This window comes from Bacteriovorax sp. As-1, assembly GCF_058446905.1.
On the sequence record NZ_CP184341.1, the window covers coordinates 2,307,313 to 2,327,341 of the forward strand.

The window sequence follows — 20,029 nt, forward strand, 5'->3', positions numbered from 1 at the left end:
ATGGTGGGTCAGGACCTAATTTTTATTAGTCCAGGGGGATTTATGATTTATGAATTGTCAGTAGTGACAAAGCCGGAGCTTGGCGCAGAAGCTCACGCACAGATCGCAGAGATCGTGAAAGACGCACTTAAAGGCTTCGATGGTGAAGTTCTTATCGCAGACGATTGGGGAAGACTTGCTCTTGCTCAACCATACGCAAACGGTGCTCGTCACGGACACTTCCATTACTTCATGTACAAATCAAACACACAAGCTAACACTGAGTTAACTCGTCGTTTTGGTATCAATGAAGGCGTTCTTCGTACAGCTATCTTCAACATTGGTCTTGATGAAGAAAAAGAAACTCTAGTGAAGAACTTCAAGTCTCCACTTTCGAAAGCACACCGTGGTTCAGTTCTTGATAACAAGAACGAAGACGACGATGAGTCAGGATTCGAAGATATGGAAGACGACCGTCGTAAATTCGCTAAGAGAAAGTCTTGCTGGTTCACAGCTAAGAAAATCAAAGCTGACTGGAAAGATCCTCAAACTTGGAACTGGTTAGTTTCTGAGTTCGGAAAAATTTCTCCAGCTCGCGTTTCAGGTATCTCTAGAAAACACCAAAGATTTGCTAACGCTGCTATTAAGCACGCTAGAAACCTTGGGATTTCAAGCTACCTATCTAACCGTACAGCTGATAGAGCTTAGTTAGAGTAATAGCGATGACTAAAGTCGAACAAACCTCACAGATCTTTGATCAACAGGCTTCAGTTCCAAAACTGTTGTTTTTGGCGATCATGACTATTGCGCTTTGTTCATTTGGTCCAATGAGTATTTTTGCTTCAGTTCCACTGGCAATTGCTTTTCTTCTTTACGGCCGTTTGATCGGTTTTGGTTTAGGAGCTTTTTCAATTGCACTTCTTTGGGGTCTTTCATTAACTGTGAAAGGTTTTCCAATGGGGCTAGTGGGATATTATGGATCGGCCTTTTTGTACGCACTAGTGACGGCTGAGATTGTCCTGAGAAACATCAATCCGGTAAAAGGATTGATCTATATGGGGCTGATCCTTGTGATCATTTCAGGGTCTTTAGTAGTGGCTTACGACAGGTTGAGCCCGACTGGGTTAAAAAGCGAAATCAGTCAGTATGTATCGTCTGTTTTATCGCAGCTTAAAAAAAGCAAACAAGAGTCTTCAGAGGTTTCTGGAGATGAAGAAAGGGCCTTTGATGATTTCGTTAATAAGCCAGAAGCTTTGACGAATGACATCTACAGCTCACTTCCTTTGATTGTTTTTTGTGTTTCTTATTTTGGTTTGTGGGTGAGCTTGTATGTTACTCTTCGCAACGCCATTGTATGGAGATACAAGGCCGCTTATAAGTATAGTCTGCGCGATTTGACTTATTTCAAGGCACCTGAGTTTTTTGTGTACCCGCTGATTCTTTCTCTGGTTTTATGGCTAGGGGCGGACTACGGACTACCGAAAGAGTCGGAAGTAATTGGTAGAAACCTATTATATTGTCTTGGTGTTTTTTATTTGTTCCAGGGGTTTGGAGTCTACAATGACTTCCTGAAGTTTTTAAAAATCGGCGGATTTATTAAGACTCTGTTTATTGCTTTTACATTTCTTCTAGCGTCTAAGTTCCTCGCGATCTTGGGCATATTTGATTTATGGTTCGATTTTAGAAGATTTTTTACAAATTCAAAAAAAGATGAAGGAGATACTATATGAAAGTTATTTTAACTGAAAAAGTTCCTACTCTAGGGAACATCGGAGAGATCGTTAACGTATCAGCTGGTCATGCTAGAAACTATCTAGTACCAAATGGCTTCGCAATGGTTGCTGACGAATCAAACAAGAGACTACTAGCTGCTCAGCAAAAAAGTCTTGGAAAGAAAATCCAAGCTCAAAGAGACGGGGCTCTCGACATTAAAAAGAAGATCGAAGGTCTTACAATCGAACTTATCAAGAAAGTTGGAGCTTCTGGGAAACTTTTCGGAACTGTTACAAACGCTGAGCTTTCTAAAGAACTAGAAAACCGCGGTCTAACTGTTGAAAGAAGACTAATTCACCTAGAGGCACCAATCAAAGGTCTTGGTACTTTCACAGCTAAAGCTAAAATCTTCCAAGATATCGAAGCTACTTTCAAAGTAAAAGTTGCTATCGATCCTAAGCAAGCTGAAGAATTAAAACTTGCTCAAGAAGAAGCTCTAAAAGCTGCTGAAGCTCGTAAGAAAGCTGCTGCTGACGCAAAAGCTGCAGGTGATTCTGCAACTCCAGTTGCTGAAATGACTGAAGAGCAAAGATTAAAAATGGAAGTTGATAAACTTTTAAGATCTTAATTTCTGCTTAAAAAGATGTTATAATAAGAGGGACCTCGTTATGAGGTCCTTCTTTGTTTTTTGAGGTGAGCAATCATGGCTTCAATGAATCAACACAATGAACTTCCTCACGATCTACTGGCCGAAAAAGCTTTAGTAGGCTGTTTAATTATTGATGGTTCAGTCTTTGATGAGATCTCTAACCTTAAAATCAATTCGTCTCAATTCTATGATCCACGTTACGGGATCGTTTTCGATATCATTGCCGATCTCTCTCTTGCTAACCGTGCGATTGACTTCGTTACTGTATGTAACAAGCTCAAAGACAAAGGAAAGCTGGAAGAAGTAGGTGGTGAGTCTTTTGTATCGAGTTTAACAGAAGACCAGGCTTCATCAGCAAACGTCTATGAGTACGCGAAGATCGTAAAAGATAAAGCGTCGATGAGAGAGATCATCAAGACGGCCATGCGAGTGGTGCAGATGGGGATGAGTTATACTGGTGAAGCTGATGATTTCATCCAGGATGTTGAGTCGAGCTTCTTTAAGCTCACTAACGAAGCCAAAACCGGCGGTATGGTTAAGATCAACGCCACTTTAAGACAAAACTTAAAAGAACTGGAAGACACCACAAGGATCATGGGAGAGATCTCAGGGCTCTCGACAGGCTATCCTCGTCTTGATGAACTTCTTCTGGGAATGCAGCCAGGTCAACTGATTATTTTAGCTGCCCGTCCAGCGATGGGGAAGACCTCTCTGGCACTAAACGTGGCGATCAGCTCATGTCTTCAATCAGGACTTCCTGTGGCGATCTTCTCTCTCGAGATGTTAGCGACGGAACTTTCAATGAGATTACTAACAGGTCGAGCGAAGGTGGATTCAAAACGCGTTCGTAAGAAGGCCTTCTTAGATACTGACCTTCGAAGTATTGCAAAAGCCACTCAAGAGCTTTCAGCGCTTCCAATTTTCATTAACGATTCAGGGAATACCACAATCCTTGATATTCAATCACAGTGTAGAAAAATCAAAGCTGATCAAGGTCTTGGTCTGATTGTTATCGACTACCTTCAGCTGATGGGTTCTACCAACAAGTCTCTTCAAAGAGAGCAGCAGATCGCCGAGATCTCGAGAGGGTTAAAGACCATGGCCAAGGAACTTGGCTGTCCGGTTATCGCACTTTCTCAGCTTAACCGTGGTGTTGAATCCCGTCCAAACAAACGTCCTACAACTGCCGATCTTCGTGAATCTGGAGCTATCGAGCAGGATGCGGATATCGTCATGTTCGTTTACCGAGATGAAGTTTACTACCCGGATACAAAAGAGCCGGGTGTTGCCGAAATCATCGTAGGTAAAAACCGTGCAGGGGAAATTGGAACGGCAAAACTTGCGTGGGTTGGTGCCTACACAAGCTTTGAAAACCTCGCTCACCGTGACGGACCATAATCTCTATACAGTTTTTCCGTATAAAGATTCACTGCTAATGTTAAGCGGGGCCAAAGAGGCGCGCGCGTATTACAAAGACCACTACATTGATCTCTTAACTGGAGAGTCTCATGAGTTTGCTGTTGAAGGATGGCTATCACTCTTAAATTTCCCAGTGACCATGCATCCGATTGAAAAACGTGTGGTTCATCTTTTTTATGAGTTGGGTTTTCTCTTTGAAAATCTTTCAGAAGAGATCATGAGCACTGATCTTCTGGCCCTTGATATCGAATACTCCGAAAGAGAAGAATTCCAGGTCAATCCAGACCACAAGAAAATCATTCTTTCACTTAAGTCCGCTCCTCACTATCACGAATATGAAAAACAATTCCAGAAGGGCTATAAAGAGCTGACAGAGGGCAATTGTTATCAGTTTAACCTGACAGGTGAATACACATACGATTTTGAAGATGATGTTGAGGCGGAAGATTTTATTTCGGCCTTGTGGAAAGACCCAAAGAAGCGTGGAGCTTTTGCTTCTGCTACCTATGTCGAACACTTCGAGCAGCTTTTTTTAAGTAACTCACCAGAGTGTTTGTTCCGTTATGAAGGAGGAATGCTTTCAACGATGCCAATTAAAGGCACAATGAAACGAAACACTGATGACCCCAAAGAAATAAAAAATCTCTGGAAAGAATTAGTCTTGGATAAAAAGAGTGAGGGCGAGTTGTTTATGATTGCCGATCTTTTGCGTAACGATCTTTGCCGCATTGATCTTCCAAGAGCTATCGTCACAAGAAAAAAAGCAATGCTACTTGTGCCTGGACTTATTCATCAGTATTCAGAAATAAAAGTACCTCTTTCACAACATGTGACTTTGAAAAATATTTTAGAAAAAATTTTCCCTGGGGGAAGTATCACTGGTGCACCTAAAAAAAGAGTTATGCAGATTCTAAAAAAATTAGAATCGCGCACTCGCGGTTTTTATTGTGGATCAACTTTGCTTTTTTCTAAGGGGCAAATAGAAGCTTCGATTAATATCAGATCGAGTGTTGTTGATTTCAAAAAAAGATCACTTTCTTATCAAGCGGGGGGCGGTATTACACTCTTAAGCCAACCTCAACACGAGTTTTTAGAGATGACTTACAAGCACGACAGCTATATTGATACCCTAACTCTATAAAATTGCTTGATTCTAATAAAAACTTACATTCATAATTTTCTAGGCGAGAAACATTGACACTGTTTTCTTACACTCGATATGATTTTTTTGCGTCATAGTAATTGACTTTTTTAGCCAAGAAAAAGTCCACATAATCTCCGTCGACGGATCGGCAAAGGATTAAGCGGATTGGCTAATTAAATAAGACAAAGGAGTGTTGAATGGGAACTTTAGGTTTAAAGGATACGGGTAAACCAGAGTCATCTGAGACAGGAGTCTCTTTAGGTTCACTTGCTGAACTAACAGGCTTTCCGATTGATTACATCAAAAGGGAACTTCTTTTAGACAGCGAAAAAGACCTGAGTGTTGAAGAGTTAAGAGAAAAGGTTCTTGCTTACCTTAATTCTGCAGCAGTTTAAAAAAATTAATTATTAAACCTTTTGTCAGTAGGACTTTTGGTTTTAGTTACTAAAAAGCCTAGCTTATGCTAGGCTTTCTAGTTTATGGAACCAAAAACTACTGATTATTGTCTTCTTCAATCAATCGACTCAGTCGAAGACTTTCTTAAATCCACGTTCCACTCAAGCTCCAACAAATTAAAGAAACATTTTAAGAAGCCTTTTCTTTCAAGAAGCTTCAAGGCAAGAGCGACGCTTTCTCTGCCACTTAATTTTATTAATGATGGCGAGATTAATCCGCACTATGAAGGTGAGGAGATCAGGATCATCGCTGAAGATGAAAACTTTTTTGTCTTTGATAAAAACCCCAATCAGTTTGTTCACCCACTGACTTACGATGAAAGCGACAATTGTTTGTCGTTTATCAGAACTAAAAGACCTGAACTCTTGAATGTTAACCGCGCTCAATATGACCGCGGATTGTTGTACCGTCTGGATTATGAAACTTCAGGCGTGATGATTTATGTAAAGAGTGATGAGCTTTATAAAAGGCTTCGTGAGAGTTTTTCAACCATTGCTAAGGCAAAGATCTATTGGTGTTGGGTGGAAGGCGAAATGAAGCTCTCAGGATCATTTAAGCATTCATTTTCTTCAGGTGAGGAAAAAGGAAAGAGAGTCTTAGTGGGCGAGGACAGAGTTCACTCACAAGAAGGTGAGCTGTCACTGAAGGCCCTTCGTTACGAGCAAAGTTTAAATCGCACATTGGTAGAGGTAAGTTTAAAGAGTGGCCTTCGCCACCAGATCCGCGCCCAGCTGGCCCATCTTGGATTCCCTTTGGCCGGCGATAAATTTTATGGAGGAAAGGAGGCCAAAAGGCTCTATCTCCATGCCCAGACCTACCGGCTAGAAGTGGACGGAAGAGATTATTCATACGACTCAACCCCCTTAAATTTCGACGGTTTTTGAAAGACCAACGTTTTTGTTCAAGAAAAAAGTCAAGCCCTAAAATGGATTAACCGACAAGAATAGTATGATTTCTTAAACCCCTATTTTTTAGGAAGATCGATGTCGGACCAGCAGATTATTTTAGAGAACAGTTTCTGGAAGTTTTTAGTGTCGCTTGAAGAGCTTAAAGAGAAAAAAGAACTCGTGTTGTTTTGCTCTTCGCTTGCCATTGATGAAGACACCCTTACCACGTATTGCGAATTTTTAGCGCGCTTTAAAGTCGCCGCTTTCAGAGACGCAGAGTACATCTATCCGCTTAAAGAACAATGTCGCATTAAAATGGAATTTTCGTTGGCCGAATGGCTGGCCCTTCAGGCGATGGTGCCAAAGGACTCTCAAGCAACGGCTTATTTCCAGCAGATCGTGCAGGATAAAATGAAAATGGCCCAGCTGGCCCATGCTCAATTCTCACTTTATAAAGCTCCGAAAGGAACTCCTGTGGAATTCTCTTCCTTTGAAATGTTAAAAAAGAAAATTGATTACGATATTATCTGTCGCAAATCCATGAAAGTTAAATTCTTCACGGAGAAAGAATGCGATGTTTTTCCACACAGACAGGTTTATCTCGACGGTATTCTGTGTGTGGTGGGAGAAAGTATCTCCGATAAAACACTGGTGTACTTCGGACTTGAAGACATCAAGGACGTTGAAAATCTGGATCTCATGTATGAACCGAATTTGAGTCAGATTGAAGTGAACGAATTTATCGGACACCTAAGATTAATTAACGGCAAAGAAGAAAGACTGGTTCTTAAAATTTATAGTCAGGATCAATCGGATCTTCTTCCTGAACACCATTTTCTTGGCAACCCTTTTGTTACCTCTAGCACTGAAGGGGACATGATTTGGGCCGCTACTCTTGAAATGTGCGATGATGTTTTTCATTGGTTATACAAAATGAAAGACAGAGTTGAAGTCCTGGACCCAGGCCATATTAGAAAAGAGTTTTCTCATTACTGCGAACTTAAAAAAGAAAACAGCAATAAGAAAGCGTCATAACACAATGACCCTCGACAGAAGCGCTTAAAGGCGAAAGACTAGTTCTAGTCTCATTGGTCGAGGGTTCACATGTCTCATCCAAAATTAGGATTGGTTTTAAGCGGTGGTGGCGCCAGAGCTGCTTATCAGGCCGGCGTGCTTAAAGGCATCGCTGAAATTGTCGGCGACAAAATGGGCGATGATCCTTTTCAAATCATCACCGGGATTTCTGCCGGCGCCATCAATGCGGCCTATCTCGCTTCAGCAAAAAACAGTTTTAATGAACAAGTTCAAAGTCTCATCCGCATTTGGGAAGAACTCACACCTGAAAATGTTTTAAGAACAGATATCGCTTCTTTGGGAAAACTTAGTGCAGGCTGGATCAAAGATCTCAGCTTCGGTGGAATGTTTGGGAGATCTGAGTCTACTCATTTACTCGATTCAACACCACTGCGCGATCTTTTAGAAGAGAGCATCGACTTCGACCAAATCGAAAAAAATATTATCAACAATAAACTTCATGGTATCGCAGTTTCAACGACCAGTTATGCCACTGGAACAAGTGTGACATTTTTTGATTCTCCGTCAGTCAAAGATTATGCGCGAAGTGCACGCATTGGTTTAAAAGGACCTTTGCGCCTGGAGCACGTCCTTGCTTCGTCGGCCATTCCTTTTATCTTTCGTCCGGTAAGAATAAAAAATAGTTTTTACGGAGATGGCGGAATCAGGTCTAACGCTCCTTTGAGCCCGGCCATTCACTTGGGGGCGGATAAACTCCTTGCGATTGGCGTCAGGTATTTTAGAAAAGAGATGGAAGTCAAAGAGCTCAATCAGCAAGTAGAGATGAACAATATTGTCCTGGCCGACATTGTAGGGGTTTTATTTAACTCGCTTTTTCTTGATGCTATCGAATTTGATTATGAAAGACTTCAGCGTATTAATAAAACCGTTTCTCTTCTTAGCGAAGATGCTCTTGCTTCTCACCCCAGTGAGTTAAAAAAGATTCCGACACTACTTATTCAACCTTCAGTGGATTTAGGGGAGCTTGCCGGAGATCAGTTTCATCGTTTTCCTAAAATGCTCCGTTATCTTTTAAGTGGTATTGGAGCAACAGAGGCACGTGGAGCAGATCTTCTCAGTTACATTGCCTTTGATAAGGCCTATACCCAAAAATTAGTGGAAATCGGCAAGAAAGACGCTCACGACAGGGCACAAGAGATCAGAGAGTTCTTCCAATTGTAGTGAATTCGCATTATTCTTGGTGGATGGAGCAACAGCCTAAAAAGTCCAATAACTTTTTTCTTATTTCGTTTCTTCCGGCCATTTTGTATTGGTACCTGGAGACGAAGTATCCGGTTAAGATCGCCTTAATGGGTGGTATCGCGCTTTCTATTGGTGAGATTCTTTTTGAAAAGATTTTTACCGGCCACATTCACCAGCTTTCTCGTTTTAACTTTTTTCTGGTTGTTTTTCTCGGTGGTTTTTCGCTGATGGAAGAAAACGGGATCTGGTTTAAACTTCAGCCGACATTTTCTCTTTGGGCCGTGGCCGTTTACATGTGGGTTAAGCTCAGAAAGGGGTCGGGCTTTTTTAAAGAGATGATGATGGAAATGAGGCCGGTTGGAAAAATGCCTCCCGATCACATCATCTTGTCTATGGAAAGAAACATGGTCATCCTGTTTTTTTGTTACGGACTTTTAATGGGCGTTCTGGCCTTGTGGTTTCCAACTTCATTATGGGCCTTCTTTAAAACAGCGGGGCTCTTTATCGTCATGGGGATTTTCATGGTGATTCAGACCATCCTAAACCGTCGAAATATGAGAAATCCTCCCATGGAATAACTGTCGAAAGTTTTTACAGGGCCGTTCTTTTTTCATTTGTTAACTATGCTTTTTTAGAATGGATTAAGATAATCCAGATGAAAACTTTTTATAGGACATTGTTGATCTCCATCCTGTCGCTCACGCTCTTGATGAGTGGAGTGGGCGCTTCTGAGCGAGTGGAAAATGTCTTACTGGAAGACAGCCTGCTGGCACTGAGCAAATTGGAAAACAAGTATATTACGATAAAAAAACAACGCTCTGATCTTGGAAATATTGAAACCAATTTACGCCGCACTAAAAAAGGGCAGAGTATTTATTTAAAGTTTGAAAGTATCGCCGGCTCGTTGATTGTCATCGGAATTATTATTGGAAGTTATAAGGCCTATTTTCCACCTGGGTTCAGGGCCATGGCCGGAGCTTATGTTACGGTAACGGGAATCAGCCACGGACTCATTAAACTGAGTGCAAGTGATGTTCAAAAATTATTAGTAGATATTGTTAAATTAAATAATGTTCTTGATAAAAGTGAAGAGTCAATTGAGGGCCAGGCCGAGTATCATTGTGCCTTAATTGAAGGCAATTACTATCACACATTCTGCCGTTAATAGATCATTCTAAATGTTAGATTCACCCTGGGGCCAATAAGCTTTTTGGTCTTGGCGATTTTGTGTTGCCAGAAGTGCTGGAGTTCATCTTTCATGACAACCAAACTTCCATCAGTGATAGGGATGATGACGGTTTTCTTCTCCAGATCGAATTTATGTTTTAATTGAAAGGACCTGGTTTCACCAAAGCTCAAAGAGGCGATGATTGGATTTGGTCCCAGTTCTTTTTCATCATCAGAGTGATAAGACATATGATCATTGCCGTCTCGATAGTAGTTCACTAATACAGAATTAAACCGCGTATTCAAATCATTTTCTAATTGAGTCTTAAGTTTTAAAAGAACAGGAGTCCAGGGCAAGGCCTGCATGTGAATGTTGGAGTAGCTGTATTTCACTCCTGAATCACCATACCAGGCGGTGAGGCGAGGCTGAGGAAATGTTTTTCCATAGAGAGTGATAGAGTCGTTTCTCCATTTAATGCCTTCGGTGACTTCATCGATGTTTAGATCACAATACTGCTCAAAGTACTGGAGAGTTCCGTCTTCAGTGATGATATCGATAAGGCCTTTAGGCAAAAAGTTCATGACTACTTTTTATTCTTTTCAAAAAGGTCTGTCTGGATTTGAACTGATTGCTCGTGGATTGAATCGAAAATTTCTTTGATGAAGTCAGGAGAAAGTCCCATCTTTTCGGCCGAGACCAGGCGATCCTTCATCAATTCTTCAAAGCGCCCTTTTTGTAGAGCAGTGATGTTCTGGTTGATTTTTGCTGTGGCGATTCTCTCTACCACTTGCTGTCTTAGTTTCAGTGTGTGGATCAGCTCATTGTCCAGGCGATCAATTTGTTCGCGCAGGTCATTTAACTCTTCAGTATAGTTTTTATCCTGAGAGTATTCTCTCTTGTGAGAAAGAGACGAAATAATATTTAAAAGTTTTTCTGGTGTCACTTGTTGAGAAGCATCTGACCATGCTCTGTCCGGATCAGGATGAGTTTCGATGATCAAACCATTCATATCAAGGTCCATCGCTTTTTGACAGACTTTCTGAACCAGGTCTCTTTTTCCAGTGATATGAGAAGGATCGCAAAGAAGAGGAAGCTCCGGGAACTTTACTTTAAGTTCCATCGGGATTCTCCATAGAGGATCATTTCTGAATTCTAATTTTTCAGCGACAGAAAACCCGCGATGAATAGCGACGAGTTTTGAAATCCCTGCTTGATTCATTCTCTCTAAAGCACCAATCCACAATTGCAGGTCAGCGTTGATTGGGTTTTTTACCATGACAGGAATGTCTACACCCTTAAGAGCGTCGGCGATTTCCTGAACCGAGAATGGGTTGGCCGTCGTGCGAGCACCGATCCACAAAATATCAATTCCTGCTTTTAAACAAAGCTCGACATGTTTTGCAGTAGCAACTTCAGTCGTAGTTAAAAGACCTGTTTCTTTTTTGACTCGAGCAAGCCACGGAAGAGCGATTTCTCCCAGACCTTCAAAGTTGTTTGGACGCGTTCTCGGCTTCCAGATTCCTGCGCGGAAAACTTTTACTGCAGGGATTTCTTTTAGCGCGTGCGCAGTTCTTAGAACTTGTTCTTCAGATTCAGCAGAGCACGGGCCGGCAATAACCAGTGGTGTGCCTGGAGTCGGAAGAGGGAGCCATTCATTAAGTGCGTCGATTTTCATATATGTCCTTGGGCTGTACCTTACTCCCTTTTTAGGCTAATGTTAAGGGGGCCTGTAATAAGGTTTTTCTTCTAATTTATCCAGCTAAACCTAAGGAATTTATATGCAAATAACAGACAAAAGAATTGAAGAATACTGTATCTCTAAAAGTAACATTCCGGGAACGGACTGTTTGACGATCGAAGACTATACAAGAGCAAACGTCCACGGGGCGGGGATGCTGATTGGGAAAATGGAAGCCTCTTTCATTGGTTTTCTTCTTCGTTCAATTAAAGCTAAAAGAGTCCTGGAACTAGGGACATTTACCGGGTACTCAGCGCTGACAATGGCCGAAAATCTGCCGGATGGAGCTGAGATTATCACCGTTGACGTCAACCAGGAGACAGTCGCACTTGCTAAAGACTTTTGGGGAAAATCAGCTCACGGGCACAAGATTAAAAGTATACTTGGACCAGGTTTAGAAGTGATCCCAACACTTACGGGAAAATTTGATTTTGTTTTCATTGATGCTGATAAAAGAAACTACATTGATTACCTGAAACTGACAGTGCCTATGCTTTCAGAGCATGGAATGATTGTCATCGATAACGTTCTTTGGGGCGGTCAAGTTCTTCCGGGAAGTGAATCAACAGGAAGTGACCTGCGTGATCGCAACACTGAGTTTATCCGCGCGGTGAATGATTATATTGCAGGAAATCCAGAGCTTTATGGGACGCTTATGCCTATTAGAGACGGGATGTTCCTGGTTCAGAAAAAAGTCTACTAATTTATAAAAGGCCCGCTTTAAACGGGCCTTCTTTTTACATTACATCGTCTTCAAAATAAGTTTTTTGAGCAGTCACATCGAGTTTCTTTGTAATCGTATCGCAAAGTCTGCGACGGCAAGGCACTTCAAAAAACAATTCTACAGTTGAGACATCCTGCTCGTTTAAGAGTTCTTGGCTTAGTACTGGATAGAATGAATGGATGGACTCTTTAGCTAAATTAACCGCTGTCGCGTTCGAAGTATCTACAGTCGCTTTCACAATATGATCCACTTGAGCTCCACCGTTAAGCAGGTGTACTTCGTAAAGGTCTGACGGTGTTCCAAATAAAAGATAATGATTTATTTGCCCAGAAGCTTTAATTAGTGAGCGCTGATAGAGAACTTTCACATTATCCAGAGTCACTCCTTCCATCACAACTTCACCATCTTTTTCAAAGTGGCCCAAGTACACAGCACCGGTCAGGGCGTGTGGTTTAAGCAGGAAAGCTTCCAGATCAAATGGAGCTGGAACAAAAGTTAGAAGCTGCCCTTCGCTGGTGTAAGAAAGAAGTTTTACTTTTAAGTTTTCAGGAAGAGTGTACTCTAAAACCACCTGTTTAGCGTGAATCTTGTGATACATCGGCAGGTGATAGGGCATGAGTTTCTCCTGGCCAAAAAGCACCATTCCGTGTGTCGCTTCTACGGCGAAAGTTTTGAAAGATAGTAGACAGAGAAAAAGAAAAGACATTAGTACTTTCATTATTAACCCCCTTTTGAAAGCACAGGCAAGGTAACTTCTCACTATGCATTTGAATAATTCATAATAATGATTTATATATGAATATAAATGAGTTTACTTCATCCAAACTTAGTTGCATTCATGGCCGTGGTTGAGCGCAAGACTGTTCAAGACGCCGCTAAAAAAATCGGGCTCACCCAAACTGGTGTGACCCAGAGAATTCGTGCGCTGGAAAAAGAACTACAGACGACATTGTTTATCCGCTCGCGTTCAGGAATGAAGCTGACGATTGAAGGTGAGTCCTTACACCGCTATTGTCAGAGTGCCGTTGAACTTGAAGGTCAATTAGTTTTTGAATCGACTCAGCAGGAGATTGCTCTGACTATCAGTGGCCCTTCGAGTTTGATGCGCTCTCGAGTGATTCCTAATGTTTCAGGTCTTCTAAAAAAATACCCTTTTTTACGTGTTCAGTTTGACCTGATGGACCAGCAGTCTGCGGTCTATAAACTAAAAAATGGAACATCCCAAATTGTTTTGGTGCGCAGACCGAATGTGGCCCTGGAAATGGACTCGAGGATTTTAAAGGCAGAGCGCTATATTCTTGTGGGGCCCTTGGCCTGGAAAAAGCGTGGGATTAAGGACATTCTTCAAAACGAAACCATCATTGATTTTGACCAGAATGATACATATACCTTTGATTTCCTAGAAAAGTACAAGCTTCAAGACCAGGTTCTAAGCTCGCGCCACTACGTCAATAACACCGATGCTCTGGCATCGATGATTGCTGATGGAGCGGGCTACAGTGTGCTGGCCCAAGAGTTGGCAAGTGACCTGATTAATCGTAAACTCCTGGTCGATTTACAACCTGGAAAATTCCTGGATTTAGCTGATATTTGCCTGGCGTGGTATCCACGTCCAGAAATGCCGCCGTACTTCAAAGACATACTCAACGTTTTAAAATAAAGGCCCTGCTCATGAGTGACACTGAAACTAAAAAACCGATAGCTTTAGAAGCTTACGAAAAACTTGCGGAAGCTTTTTCTGAAATCGCTCCGGCAAAAGCGGAAAATGCTTACATCGAACAACCTGCGATGAGAAAAGCAGTGGGGGATGTGCGTGGGAAAAAAATTTTCGAAGCGGGTTGTGGTCCGGGAATTTTAGCAGAGTACTTAGTGCACGAAGGGGCAAAAGTTGTGGGCTTTGATGTAAGCCCTAAGATGATTGAGCTGGCAAAAAAGCGCGTGCCTGATAATGCAACTTTTTTTGTTGCCGATATGGCCAAGCCTCTTCCTATTGATCAGGACGGACAATTCGATATGGTAGTGGCGAGTCTGTCAATTGACTATATCGAAGACTGGACGACACCTCTAAGCGAATTTTATCGACTACTAAAACCAAAAGGGAAATTTGTTTTCACAATCCAGCACCCGATTGGGTCTTGGAATTGGTACAAACCAACATCTGCTTTTGGTGTTCAATATGTAGAAGCCTCGTGGAAGGGGTTTACTGAAGAGCCAGTGATTATGCCGGATTACTATCGTTCTTTTGAAGAAGTCATCAACCCATTAATCAAGGCCGGGTTTAAAATCCTTAAGGTTGAGGACTTAAAACCAATTGATGCCCTTCGCACACTTGATCCTTACAAGTTTGGTAAATATTCCAAACTGGCTACATTTATGTGCATTATTGTTGAAAAGGAATAGCGACATTTCATACCAGATTTTATAAAATAGGCTTTAATTCATTATTTTAGTATTTGGTATTTTCCTGGAGTGAGCCGTGTCAGCTAGACAGGACGAAAAAAATCTTTCTACGCGCTATAAGTACTTAATGGCGCTTTCTGCATTAGGTGTAGTGTACGGAGATATTGGAACAAGTCCACTCTACGCACTTAAAGAATCATTCCACCATGGCCACAATATCGGCATCACTCACGATAACATCTTCGGAATTCTTTCACTGATTTTCTGGTCACTGATTATCGTTATTTCACTTAAGTATCTTCGTTACGTTTTAAAAGCAGACAACAAAGGGGAGGGGGGAATCCTTGCTCTAACGGCTTTAGTGACTCCAAGAACAGATAAACATGCAACAAAAAGAAAGAACCTGATTCGTTTAGGTCTTTTTGGAACGGCCCTACTGTACGGGGACGGAATGATCACGCCTTCGATTTCAGTTTTATCTGCGGTTGAAGGGCTTGAACTTATCACGCCGGTTTTTTCTCCTTACATTATCCCAATTACGATCGCGATTCTTATCGGCCTTTTTTCTGTTCAAAAATACGGGACAGACGCTGTAGGAAAAATCTTTGGTCCATTAACTCTTTTCTGGTTCTTAACTCTCGGAGGGTTAGGGATTTATAACATTGTAAAAGAGCCATCTGTTCTTATGGCGATGAACCCATATTATGCTTTCCGCTTTTTTGCGGAAAACCAATGGAACGGATTCTTAGTTTTAGGTTCTGTATTCCTGGTTGTAACAGGTGGAGAAGCACTTTACTCAGACCTTGGACACTTTGGAAGACAGCCGATTCAACGTGCTTGGTTTGGTGTGGTTCTTCCGTGTTTAGTTTTAAACTACTTTGGACAAGGGGCCCTTTTAACTCACAACCCTCTTGCGGCGAAAAACCCATTCTTCTTAATGGCACCAAGTTGGATGTTAACTCCACTGGTAATCTTAGCGACACTTTCAACAGTTATCGCTTCACAGGCCTTAATCACTGGGGTTTTCTCAATCACGATGCAAGCCGTGCAACTGGGGTATATTCCTCGTGTTCTTATTGAGCACACATCAGAAAAAGAATTCGGACAAATTTACGTTAAGAGTATGAATCGCATGTTAATGGTGGCGTGTATTCTTCTGGTCTTTTTCTTTAAAACATCAAGTAATTTAGCCGCCGCTTACGGGATTGCTGTAACTACCACTATGGGAGTTACGACCATCCTCTTCTATTTAGTCGCAAGACAAAAATGGAGATGGAGCAGATGGAAAGCTGGTCTTATCTGTGGCTTCTTCCTGATCATCGACCTTTCATTCTGGGGTGCGAACCTGCTTAAAGTTGTCGACGGTGGATGGGTGCCATTAGCTGTTGGTGTGTTTATCTTCGTGATGATGACGACGTGGAAAAAGGGAAGAAAGCTTCTTGCCCAAAGAATTAGAGATGAAGTTATTCCTCTAAGTCTTTTCTTAGATAAGATCGATACGCAAAAGCCATACAGAAATCCGGGAATTGCTATTTACATGGCAAGCGGACTTAAAGATACGCCATACGCTTTAATCCAAAGCTATGAGCACTACAAATCAATTCATGAACACCTGATTTTCCTTTCAGTTGTTACAGAAGAAATTCCACAAGTCCCTCAATCAAGACGTGTGGAAGTCAACAGCATCGGACACGGTTGTTATACTGTTTATGTGCATTACGGATATATGGAAAGACCAAACATTCCTAAAGAGCTTGATGGTCTACAGATTGGAAACATTCTTTTAAATCCTAATGAAGCCACTTACTTCATCGGAAAAGAAAGACTGTTTGCCACTGAAAAACCCGGCATGGCCATCTGGCGTGAAAAGCTTTTTGCTTTTCAAACGGCCAATGCTCAGGACGCAACAACATTCTTCCAGCTGCCTAGAAAGCGCGTAATGGAAGTCGGAGTTCAGGTCGAACTCTAGAAGATATTAAGGAGACTCCCTGTGAAAAAATCTCTTCTGTTTATCATGTTTGCTACACTCGCTTCATGCGCGTCTGTTGATAGCATTCATAAAAACGCAAACTGTGTTGTCTGGAGAGACCAAAAATACTGGGGACCTTATTCTGTTGAAGTTGTAGAAAATAAAATCTTCTGGAACGGAAACTGCAAAGGATACAACTCTGGCTGTAAAGAGCTAAGCCTTAAAGTAGATGAAAACAAAAACCTTCTTTCTGATGAAGCAGTTATTGGAACAATCGCTAATAACGAATTAAAGCTGGTTGAGAAACACGCTCTTGCAACTATGATCAACTACACAGTCATGTCTGCCAATATGGAAGGAAAGCAGTTAAAAACTCAAACAGCTGCAACTGAACCATTTGTTGATTCATACAAATTCAATGATAAATGCTCTGTGGAAGCGGCCCTTCTTGGTGGCGTGGCCCTTGATGCAATTTACTTCCTTCAAATTAACAAATAATGAAAACAAGAAAAATTCTCGCTATGGGTGGTGGGGGATTTTCAATGGAGCCGGGCAACCTGCTACTTGATCAATTCTTCTTTTCTCTGGCAGAAAAACAAAAACCGAATGTTTGTTTTATTGGCACGGCCAGTGGCGATGCTCAAGGTTACATTGATCGTTTTTACGATTATATGAAAGACCACGATGTCACCCCATCTCATCTTTCTTTATTTAAAGCTCCTGTTGGCCCTCTTCGCGATTATGTTCTCTCAAAAGATGTGATCTATGTCGGCGGAGGTAATACCAGAAACCTTATGACCCTTTGGAAAGAGTGGGGGCTGGATAAGATTCTTTGGGAAGCTTATAACAATGGAGTCGTTCTTGGGGGGCTTTCGGCCGGAGGTCTTTGTTGGTTTGAAGAAGGTGTGACGGACTCTATTCCGGGAAGCCTGACAAAACTATCATGCATGAACATTTTAAAAGGTTCATTTTGTCCGCATTTTGATGGAGAGGCAGAGAGACGTCCGTCTTATCACGATCTGGTTTTAAATGGTCTTAAAAGTGGTTATGCCTGCGATGACAGCGCAGCTGTTTATTTTGAAAATGAAGTTTTGGTGGAGTCGGTGTCTTCTGTAACGACGGCTTCGTCATACTACGTGAAAAACGATGGCGGGAAGATCCAGGAAGAGAAAATTCCCACTCGTTATCTAGGCAAATAAACTAAAGAGCAAAATCGTAACTAATTTCAATATCGCTTTCGACTCCCTTAACTTTGATCGTTTTAAGGGCGCATGTAGCGTCCCCGCACGAAAGGTTGTATTGACCATTTTCGAACTTAATGCTCTTCCATTTAGTTCTATCCAGAGCTTCATTGAGAATATTGATTTCTGATTTATCTTCTGACGGAATCGCTCTTAATTCTCTGAGCGCTTGAATTAAAATGCGCTCAGGTTTTTTTGTGTTTAATTTGCGGGGGCGTATGAGAAAAGAGAAGGCGTAATGAGCACATCCGCCTTTTTTATAAGTGATCACTGTGCCTTTATGGGTTGTCACTGTTTGCGTGAGGATTTTGTTTTTTAAGTCTTTACTGACTGGAGTGATGTTTTGGTAGAGCTTTGGGTTTTGGTCAAAAATGCTTTTAGCATCGGCAAAATTATAAGTGCAGTGGTCTTCAGTTGCGTAAAGGGGAAGACTAAGCAGTGAGATCAGCAAAAACAGTAAAAACTTCATTGGTTTTCCTATGTTGGTTGATACCAGTATAAACTATAAGAATTTTCTTTAGGCACAAATCCTACAGATTCATAAATCCTGGCCGCGTGATAATCAGGATCGGCCTCCATACAAAGGGTTTTGACTCCCCAGTTTTCTAAAGCGTATTTTCCACTTTCATACACGAGTGTCCCACAGGCACCGATCCCGCGATGATCCTGATGAGTTACAACACTTTGGTAGCGAGCGAGATCGCCTTCAAAATAGATTCCTAAATCAGCAATGAGTAAATCACCTTTGAAAGCTCCAAAACGTCCACCGCGGTTTTCTGCGATGAGTTTTTTGTAGGACTCATCCTGATTTCTTTTGAATTCTTTAAAGCCTTCATAAGAATGTTTAGGGTCGCGAGTGATTGTTTGTAACTCCAGGGCCTGATCCCAATCTGAAGAAGAGGTGAGTAATCTTATCGTCAGGTCGCGGTTGTAATGTTTAGGAGGAACAACAGAAGTGGCCTGTAGTGAAACCGATTTCTCTAGTGAAAAGCCATGGCCTAAATACTCAACACTATTTGGTTCTGTGTCTTCATCCCAGGCAAAGACATAGTGCTTAAATGTCTTATAGTGAGCAAATTCTCTTTGAAAGATATTCATCCAGTTGACGATATCTCCATCGACGGGAGCTTTTTTAAAGATAAGGTAATTTCCCCAATGGAAAGTTGGGTTGCTTAATGTTTTGACGACAGTATAGCTTTCGCGAGGAATGATCTCACTTTCATTCCTGGCAAAAATCATATTTGTTCGAAGTGAAAGTGAGTTCAAATTCATCATTTTTCCTTAGTTGTCTTTAATTTTCTTTACGCCCACTTATCTGTGTATTCGATAAGTTTAGACGTGATCCCTTTTTCTGAAAGCGAGTGACCTGCATCACCGATAATATGCAGTTCTGCCTCCGGGAAAGCACGGTGAAGGGCCCAGGCGCTGTCTGTTGGGCAAACAACGTCGTAGCGTCCTTGAACGATCACTGTTTTAATCTTTCTGATTTTATCGACGTTGTTTAAAAGGAAGTTGTCTTCCGTGAAGAAACCTTTATTTGTGAAATAGTGGCACTCGATGCGGGCAAAAGCGTCAGCGAACTCATCATCACCAAAGCGTGAAGCGGCTTCAGCATCGTACATAAGTTTTGATGTTGAACCTTCCCACACTGACCATGCTTGAGCTGCAGTCTTTCTAACTTGAGCATCCGGAGATGTCAGGCGTTTGTAGTAAGCTGTCACGAAATCATGGCGCTCATTTTCTGGAATAGGCTTAACGTATTCTTCCCAAAGATCAGGGAAAATCTTTGAGCATCCTTCCTGGTAGAACCAATCGATTTCTTTTTTGCGAAGGAGGAAAATCCCGCGCAGAAAAAGCTCTGAGCATTTTTCAGGGTGAGTGATGGAATAAGAAAGAGCAAGAGTTGATCCCCATGAACCGCCAAAAACGGCCCACTTTGAAATATTCAAGTGAGTTCTTAGTTTCTCAATGTCGGCAACCAGGTCCCAGGTTGTGTTGTCTTTTAATTCAGCAAAAGGAGTGCTTTTTCCACAACCTCTTTGATCGAATAAAACAATTCTCCATTTTTTTGGATCGAAGTAACGACGGTAATTAGCGATTAATCCTCCGCCTGGGCCACCGTGAAGGAAGACTACTGGTTTTCCATTAGGGTTTCCTGCTTCTTCAAAATAAAGTGTATGGAGATCAGAGACTTTTAAAAAGCCTGTGTTATAGGGTTCAATTTCTGGATACATTTCTTTCATGATATTTCCTTTTAATTCAAAT

23 protein-coding genes are annotated in these 20,029 nt (G+C 41.7%); 17 read left to right on the forward strand and 6 right to left on the reverse strand.

Features of this window, described 5'->3' with window-relative positions:
- Positions 1-42: 42 nt before the first annotated feature.
- The 11 genes from rpsR (at position 43) to ACN20O_RS11610 (ending at position 9,689) form a co-directional block, all read left to right on the forward strand.
- Complete coding sequence (rpsR, locus tag ACN20O_RS11560; protein ID WP_185903046.1) at positions 43-687, forward strand: 30S ribosomal protein S18; 645 nt, start codon at positions 43-45, stop codon at positions 685-687.
- A 14-nt stretch (positions 688-701) separates the two neighbouring features.
- A complete protein-coding gene (locus ACN20O_RS11565) occupies positions 702-1,709 on the forward strand; it encodes a DUF2232 domain-containing protein (RefSeq protein ID WP_491634084.1) in 1,008 nt (335 codons plus the stop codon).
- Positions 1,706-2,320, forward strand: coding sequence for a 50S ribosomal protein L9 (gene rplI, locus ACN20O_RS11570; protein WP_491634085.1), 615 nt, complete (start codon positions 1,706-1,708; stop codon positions 2,318-2,320). The genes ACN20O_RS11565 and rplI overlap by 4 nt, the downstream gene beginning before the upstream one ends.
- Positions 2,321-2,395: 75 nt before the next feature.
- Positions 2,396-3,739 carry a replicative DNA helicase gene (dnaB, locus tag ACN20O_RS11575; protein WP_102242461.1) on the forward strand — a complete coding sequence of 448 codons (1,344 nt, stop codon included), beginning with the start codon at positions 2,396-2,398 and terminating at the stop codon, positions 3,737-3,739.
- A gap of 37 nt (positions 3,740-3,776) precedes the next feature.
- Complete coding sequence (locus ACN20O_RS11580; RefSeq protein ID WP_491634086.1) at positions 3,777-4,901, forward strand: chorismate-binding protein; 1,125 nt, start codon at positions 3,777-3,779, stop codon at positions 4,899-4,901.
- Positions 4,902-5,101: 200 nt separating this feature from the next.
- Positions 5,102-5,299 (forward strand): hypothetical protein, encoded by a 198-nt coding sequence (locus ACN20O_RS11585; protein WP_142410026.1) that lies wholly within the window; start codon positions 5,102-5,104, stop codon positions 5,297-5,299.
- 84 nt (positions 5,300-5,383) lie between these two features.
- The gene (locus tag ACN20O_RS11590; RefSeq protein ID WP_491634087.1) at positions 5,384-6,244 is read left to right on the forward strand and encodes a pseudouridine synthase; all 861 of its coding nucleotides are present in this window, start codon (positions 5,384-5,386) and stop codon (positions 6,242-6,244) included.
- A 99-nt stretch (positions 6,245-6,343) separates the two neighbouring features.
- The gene (locus ACN20O_RS11595) at positions 6,344-7,282 is read left to right on the forward strand and encodes a WYL domain-containing protein (RefSeq protein WP_491634088.1); all 939 of its coding nucleotides are present in this window, start codon (positions 6,344-6,346) and stop codon (positions 7,280-7,282) included.
- Between the two features lie 69 nt (positions 7,283-7,351).
- A complete protein-coding gene (locus tag ACN20O_RS11600) occupies positions 7,352-8,503 on the forward strand; it encodes a patatin-like phospholipase family protein (protein WP_491634089.1) in 1,152 nt (383 codons plus the stop codon).
- Between the two features lie 23 nt (positions 8,504-8,526).
- Positions 8,527-9,102 (forward strand): inner membrane-spanning protein YciB, encoded by a 576-nt coding sequence (locus ACN20O_RS11605; RefSeq protein WP_491634090.1) that lies wholly within the window; start codon positions 8,527-8,529, stop codon positions 9,100-9,102.
- Positions 9,103-9,179: 77 nt separating this feature from the next.
- A complete protein-coding gene (locus ACN20O_RS11610) occupies positions 9,180-9,689 on the forward strand; it encodes a hypothetical protein (protein ID WP_491634091.1) in 510 nt (169 codons plus the stop codon).
- On the opposite strand, the gene ACN20O_RS11615 is transcribed toward ACN20O_RS11610, so the two are convergent.
- On the reverse strand, positions 9,686-10,273 hold the full coding sequence (locus tag ACN20O_RS11615; RefSeq protein ID WP_491634092.1) for an alpha-ketoglutarate-dependent dioxygenase AlkB family protein: 588 nt from the start codon (positions 10,271-10,273) through the stop codon (positions 9,686-9,688). The genes ACN20O_RS11610 and ACN20O_RS11615 overlap by 4 nt on opposite strands.
- 2 nt (positions 10,274-10,275) lie before the next feature.
- Positions 10,276-11,367: a chorismate mutase gene (locus ACN20O_RS11620; RefSeq protein WP_491634093.1), complete on the reverse strand. Its 1,092-nt coding sequence runs from the start codon at positions 11,365-11,367 to the stop codon at positions 10,276-10,278.
- A gap of 103 nt (positions 11,368-11,470) precedes the next feature.
- Between ACN20O_RS11620 and ACN20O_RS11625 the strand changes: the two genes are divergently transcribed.
- Positions 11,471-12,133, forward strand: a complete 663-nt coding sequence (locus tag ACN20O_RS11625; RefSeq protein ID WP_491634094.1) for an O-methyltransferase — start codon at positions 11,471-11,473, stop codon at positions 12,131-12,133.
- A 34-nt stretch (positions 12,134-12,167) separates the two neighbouring features.
- Here the strand turns inward: ACN20O_RS11625 and ACN20O_RS11630 are convergent, their stop codons facing one another.
- Positions 12,168-12,872 carry a hypothetical protein gene (locus ACN20O_RS11630; protein WP_491634095.1) on the reverse strand — a complete coding sequence of 235 codons (705 nt, stop codon included), beginning with the start codon at positions 12,870-12,872 and terminating at the stop codon, positions 12,168-12,170.
- A gap of 87 nt (positions 12,873-12,959) precedes the next feature.
- Here ACN20O_RS11630 and ACN20O_RS11635 point away from each other — a divergent pair, with 87 nt between their 5' ends.
- The 5 genes from ACN20O_RS11635 (at position 12,960) to ACN20O_RS11655 (ending at position 17,722) form a co-directional block, all read left to right on the forward strand.
- Positions 12,960-13,814 carry a LysR family transcriptional regulator gene (locus tag ACN20O_RS11635; protein WP_491634096.1) on the forward strand — a complete coding sequence of 285 codons (855 nt, stop codon included), beginning with the start codon at positions 12,960-12,962 and terminating at the stop codon, positions 13,812-13,814.
- 11 nt (positions 13,815-13,825) lie between these two features.
- A complete protein-coding gene (locus tag ACN20O_RS11640; protein WP_491634097.1) occupies positions 13,826-14,554 on the forward strand; it encodes a class I SAM-dependent methyltransferase in 729 nt (242 codons plus the stop codon).
- A 76-nt stretch (positions 14,555-14,630) separates the two neighbouring features.
- Positions 14,631-16,523, forward strand: coding sequence for a potassium transporter Kup (locus ACN20O_RS11645; RefSeq protein ID WP_491634098.1), 1,893 nt, complete (start codon positions 14,631-14,633; stop codon positions 16,521-16,523).
- Between the two features lie 21 nt (positions 16,524-16,544).
- Positions 16,545-17,021, forward strand: a complete 477-nt coding sequence (locus ACN20O_RS11650; RefSeq protein WP_491634099.1) for a hypothetical protein — start codon at positions 16,545-16,547, stop codon at positions 17,019-17,021.
- Entirely contained in the window at positions 17,021-17,722 is a 702-nt protein-coding gene (locus ACN20O_RS11655; RefSeq protein WP_491634100.1) for a Type 1 glutamine amidotransferase-like domain-containing protein, read from the forward strand. The genes ACN20O_RS11650 and ACN20O_RS11655 overlap by 1 nt, the downstream gene beginning before the upstream one ends.
- A 1-nt stretch (position 17,723) precedes the next feature.
- Here the strand turns inward: ACN20O_RS11655 and ACN20O_RS11660 are convergent, their stop codons facing one another.
- The 3 genes from ACN20O_RS11660 to pip are packed head-to-tail and all read right to left on the reverse strand — an operon-like array spanning position 17,724 to position 20,007.
- On the reverse strand, positions 17,724-18,233 hold the full coding sequence (locus ACN20O_RS11660; RefSeq protein ID WP_491634101.1) for a hypothetical protein: 510 nt from the start codon (positions 18,231-18,233) through the stop codon (positions 17,724-17,726).
- Positions 18,234-18,241: 8 nt separating this feature from the next.
- Positions 18,242-19,039 carry a GNAT family N-acetyltransferase gene (locus ACN20O_RS11665; protein ID WP_491634102.1) on the reverse strand — a complete coding sequence of 266 codons (798 nt, stop codon included), beginning with the start codon at positions 19,037-19,039 and terminating at the stop codon, positions 18,242-18,244.
- A 26-nt stretch (positions 19,040-19,065) separates the two neighbouring features.
- A complete protein-coding gene (gene pip / locus ACN20O_RS11670; RefSeq protein ID WP_491634103.1) occupies positions 19,066-20,007 on the reverse strand; it encodes a prolyl aminopeptidase in 942 nt (313 codons plus the stop codon).
- Between the last annotated feature and the right edge of the window lie 22 nt (positions 20,008-20,029).

Coding starts and splice junctions, on each gene's coding strand:
- rpsR (WP_185903046.1), top strand. CDS start 43: ATGATTTATGAATTGTCAGTAGTGACAAAGCCGGAGCTTGGCGCAGAA.
- ACN20O_RS11565 (WP_491634084.1), top strand. CDS start 702: ATGACTAAAGTCGAACAAACCTCACAGATCTTTGATCAACAGGCTTCA.
- rplI (WP_491634085.1), top strand. CDS start 1,706: ATGAAAGTTATTTTAACTGAAAAAGTTCCTACTCTAGGGAACATCGGA.
- dnaB (WP_102242461.1), top strand. CDS start 2,396: ATGGCTTCAATGAATCAACACAATGAACTTCCTCACGATCTACTGGCC.
- ACN20O_RS11580 (WP_491634086.1), top strand. CDS start 3,777: ATGTTAAGCGGGGCCAAAGAGGCGCGCGCGTATTACAAAGACCACTAC.
- ACN20O_RS11585 (WP_142410026.1), top strand. CDS start 5,102: ATGGGAACTTTAGGTTTAAAGGATACGGGTAAACCAGAGTCATCTGAG.
- ACN20O_RS11590 (WP_491634087.1), top strand. CDS start 5,384: ATGGAACCAAAAACTACTGATTATTGTCTTCTTCAATCAATCGACTCA.
- ACN20O_RS11595 (WP_491634088.1), top strand. CDS start 6,344: ATGTCGGACCAGCAGATTATTTTAGAGAACAGTTTCTGGAAGTTTTTA.
- ACN20O_RS11600 (WP_491634089.1), top strand. CDS start 7,352: ATGTCTCATCCAAAATTAGGATTGGTTTTAAGCGGTGGTGGCGCCAGA.
- ACN20O_RS11605 (WP_491634090.1), top strand. CDS start 8,527: ATGGAGCAACAGCCTAAAAAGTCCAATAACTTTTTTCTTATTTCGTTT.
- ACN20O_RS11610 (WP_491634091.1), top strand. CDS start 9,180: ATGAAAACTTTTTATAGGACATTGTTGATCTCCATCCTGTCGCTCACG.
- ACN20O_RS11615 (WP_491634092.1), bottom strand. CDS start 10,273: ATGAACTTTTTGCCTAAAGGCCTTATCGATATCATCACTGAAGACGGA.
- ACN20O_RS11620 (WP_491634093.1), bottom strand. CDS start 11,367: ATGAAAATCGACGCACTTAATGAATGGCTCCCTCTTCCGACTCCAGGC.
- ACN20O_RS11625 (WP_491634094.1), top strand. CDS start 11,471: ATGCAAATAACAGACAAAAGAATTGAAGAATACTGTATCTCTAAAAGT.
- ACN20O_RS11630 (WP_491634095.1), bottom strand. CDS start 12,872: ATGAAAGTACTAATGTCTTTTCTTTTTCTCTGTCTACTATCTTTCAAA.
- ACN20O_RS11635 (WP_491634096.1), top strand. CDS start 12,960: ATGAGTTTACTTCATCCAAACTTAGTTGCATTCATGGCCGTGGTTGAG.
- ACN20O_RS11640 (WP_491634097.1), top strand. CDS start 13,826: ATGAGTGACACTGAAACTAAAAAACCGATAGCTTTAGAAGCTTACGAA.
- ACN20O_RS11655 (WP_491634100.1), top strand. CDS start 17,021: ATGAAAACAAGAAAAATTCTCGCTATGGGTGGTGGGGGATTTTCAATG.
- ACN20O_RS11660 (WP_491634101.1), bottom strand. CDS start 18,233: ATGAAGTTTTTACTGTTTTTGCTGATCTCACTGCTTAGTCTTCCCCTT.
- ACN20O_RS11665 (WP_491634102.1), bottom strand. CDS start 19,039: ATGATGAATTTGAACTCACTTTCACTTCGAACAAATATGATTTTTGCC.
- pip (WP_491634103.1), bottom strand. CDS start 20,007: ATGAAAGAAATGTATCCAGAAATTGAACCCTATAACACAGGCTTTTTA.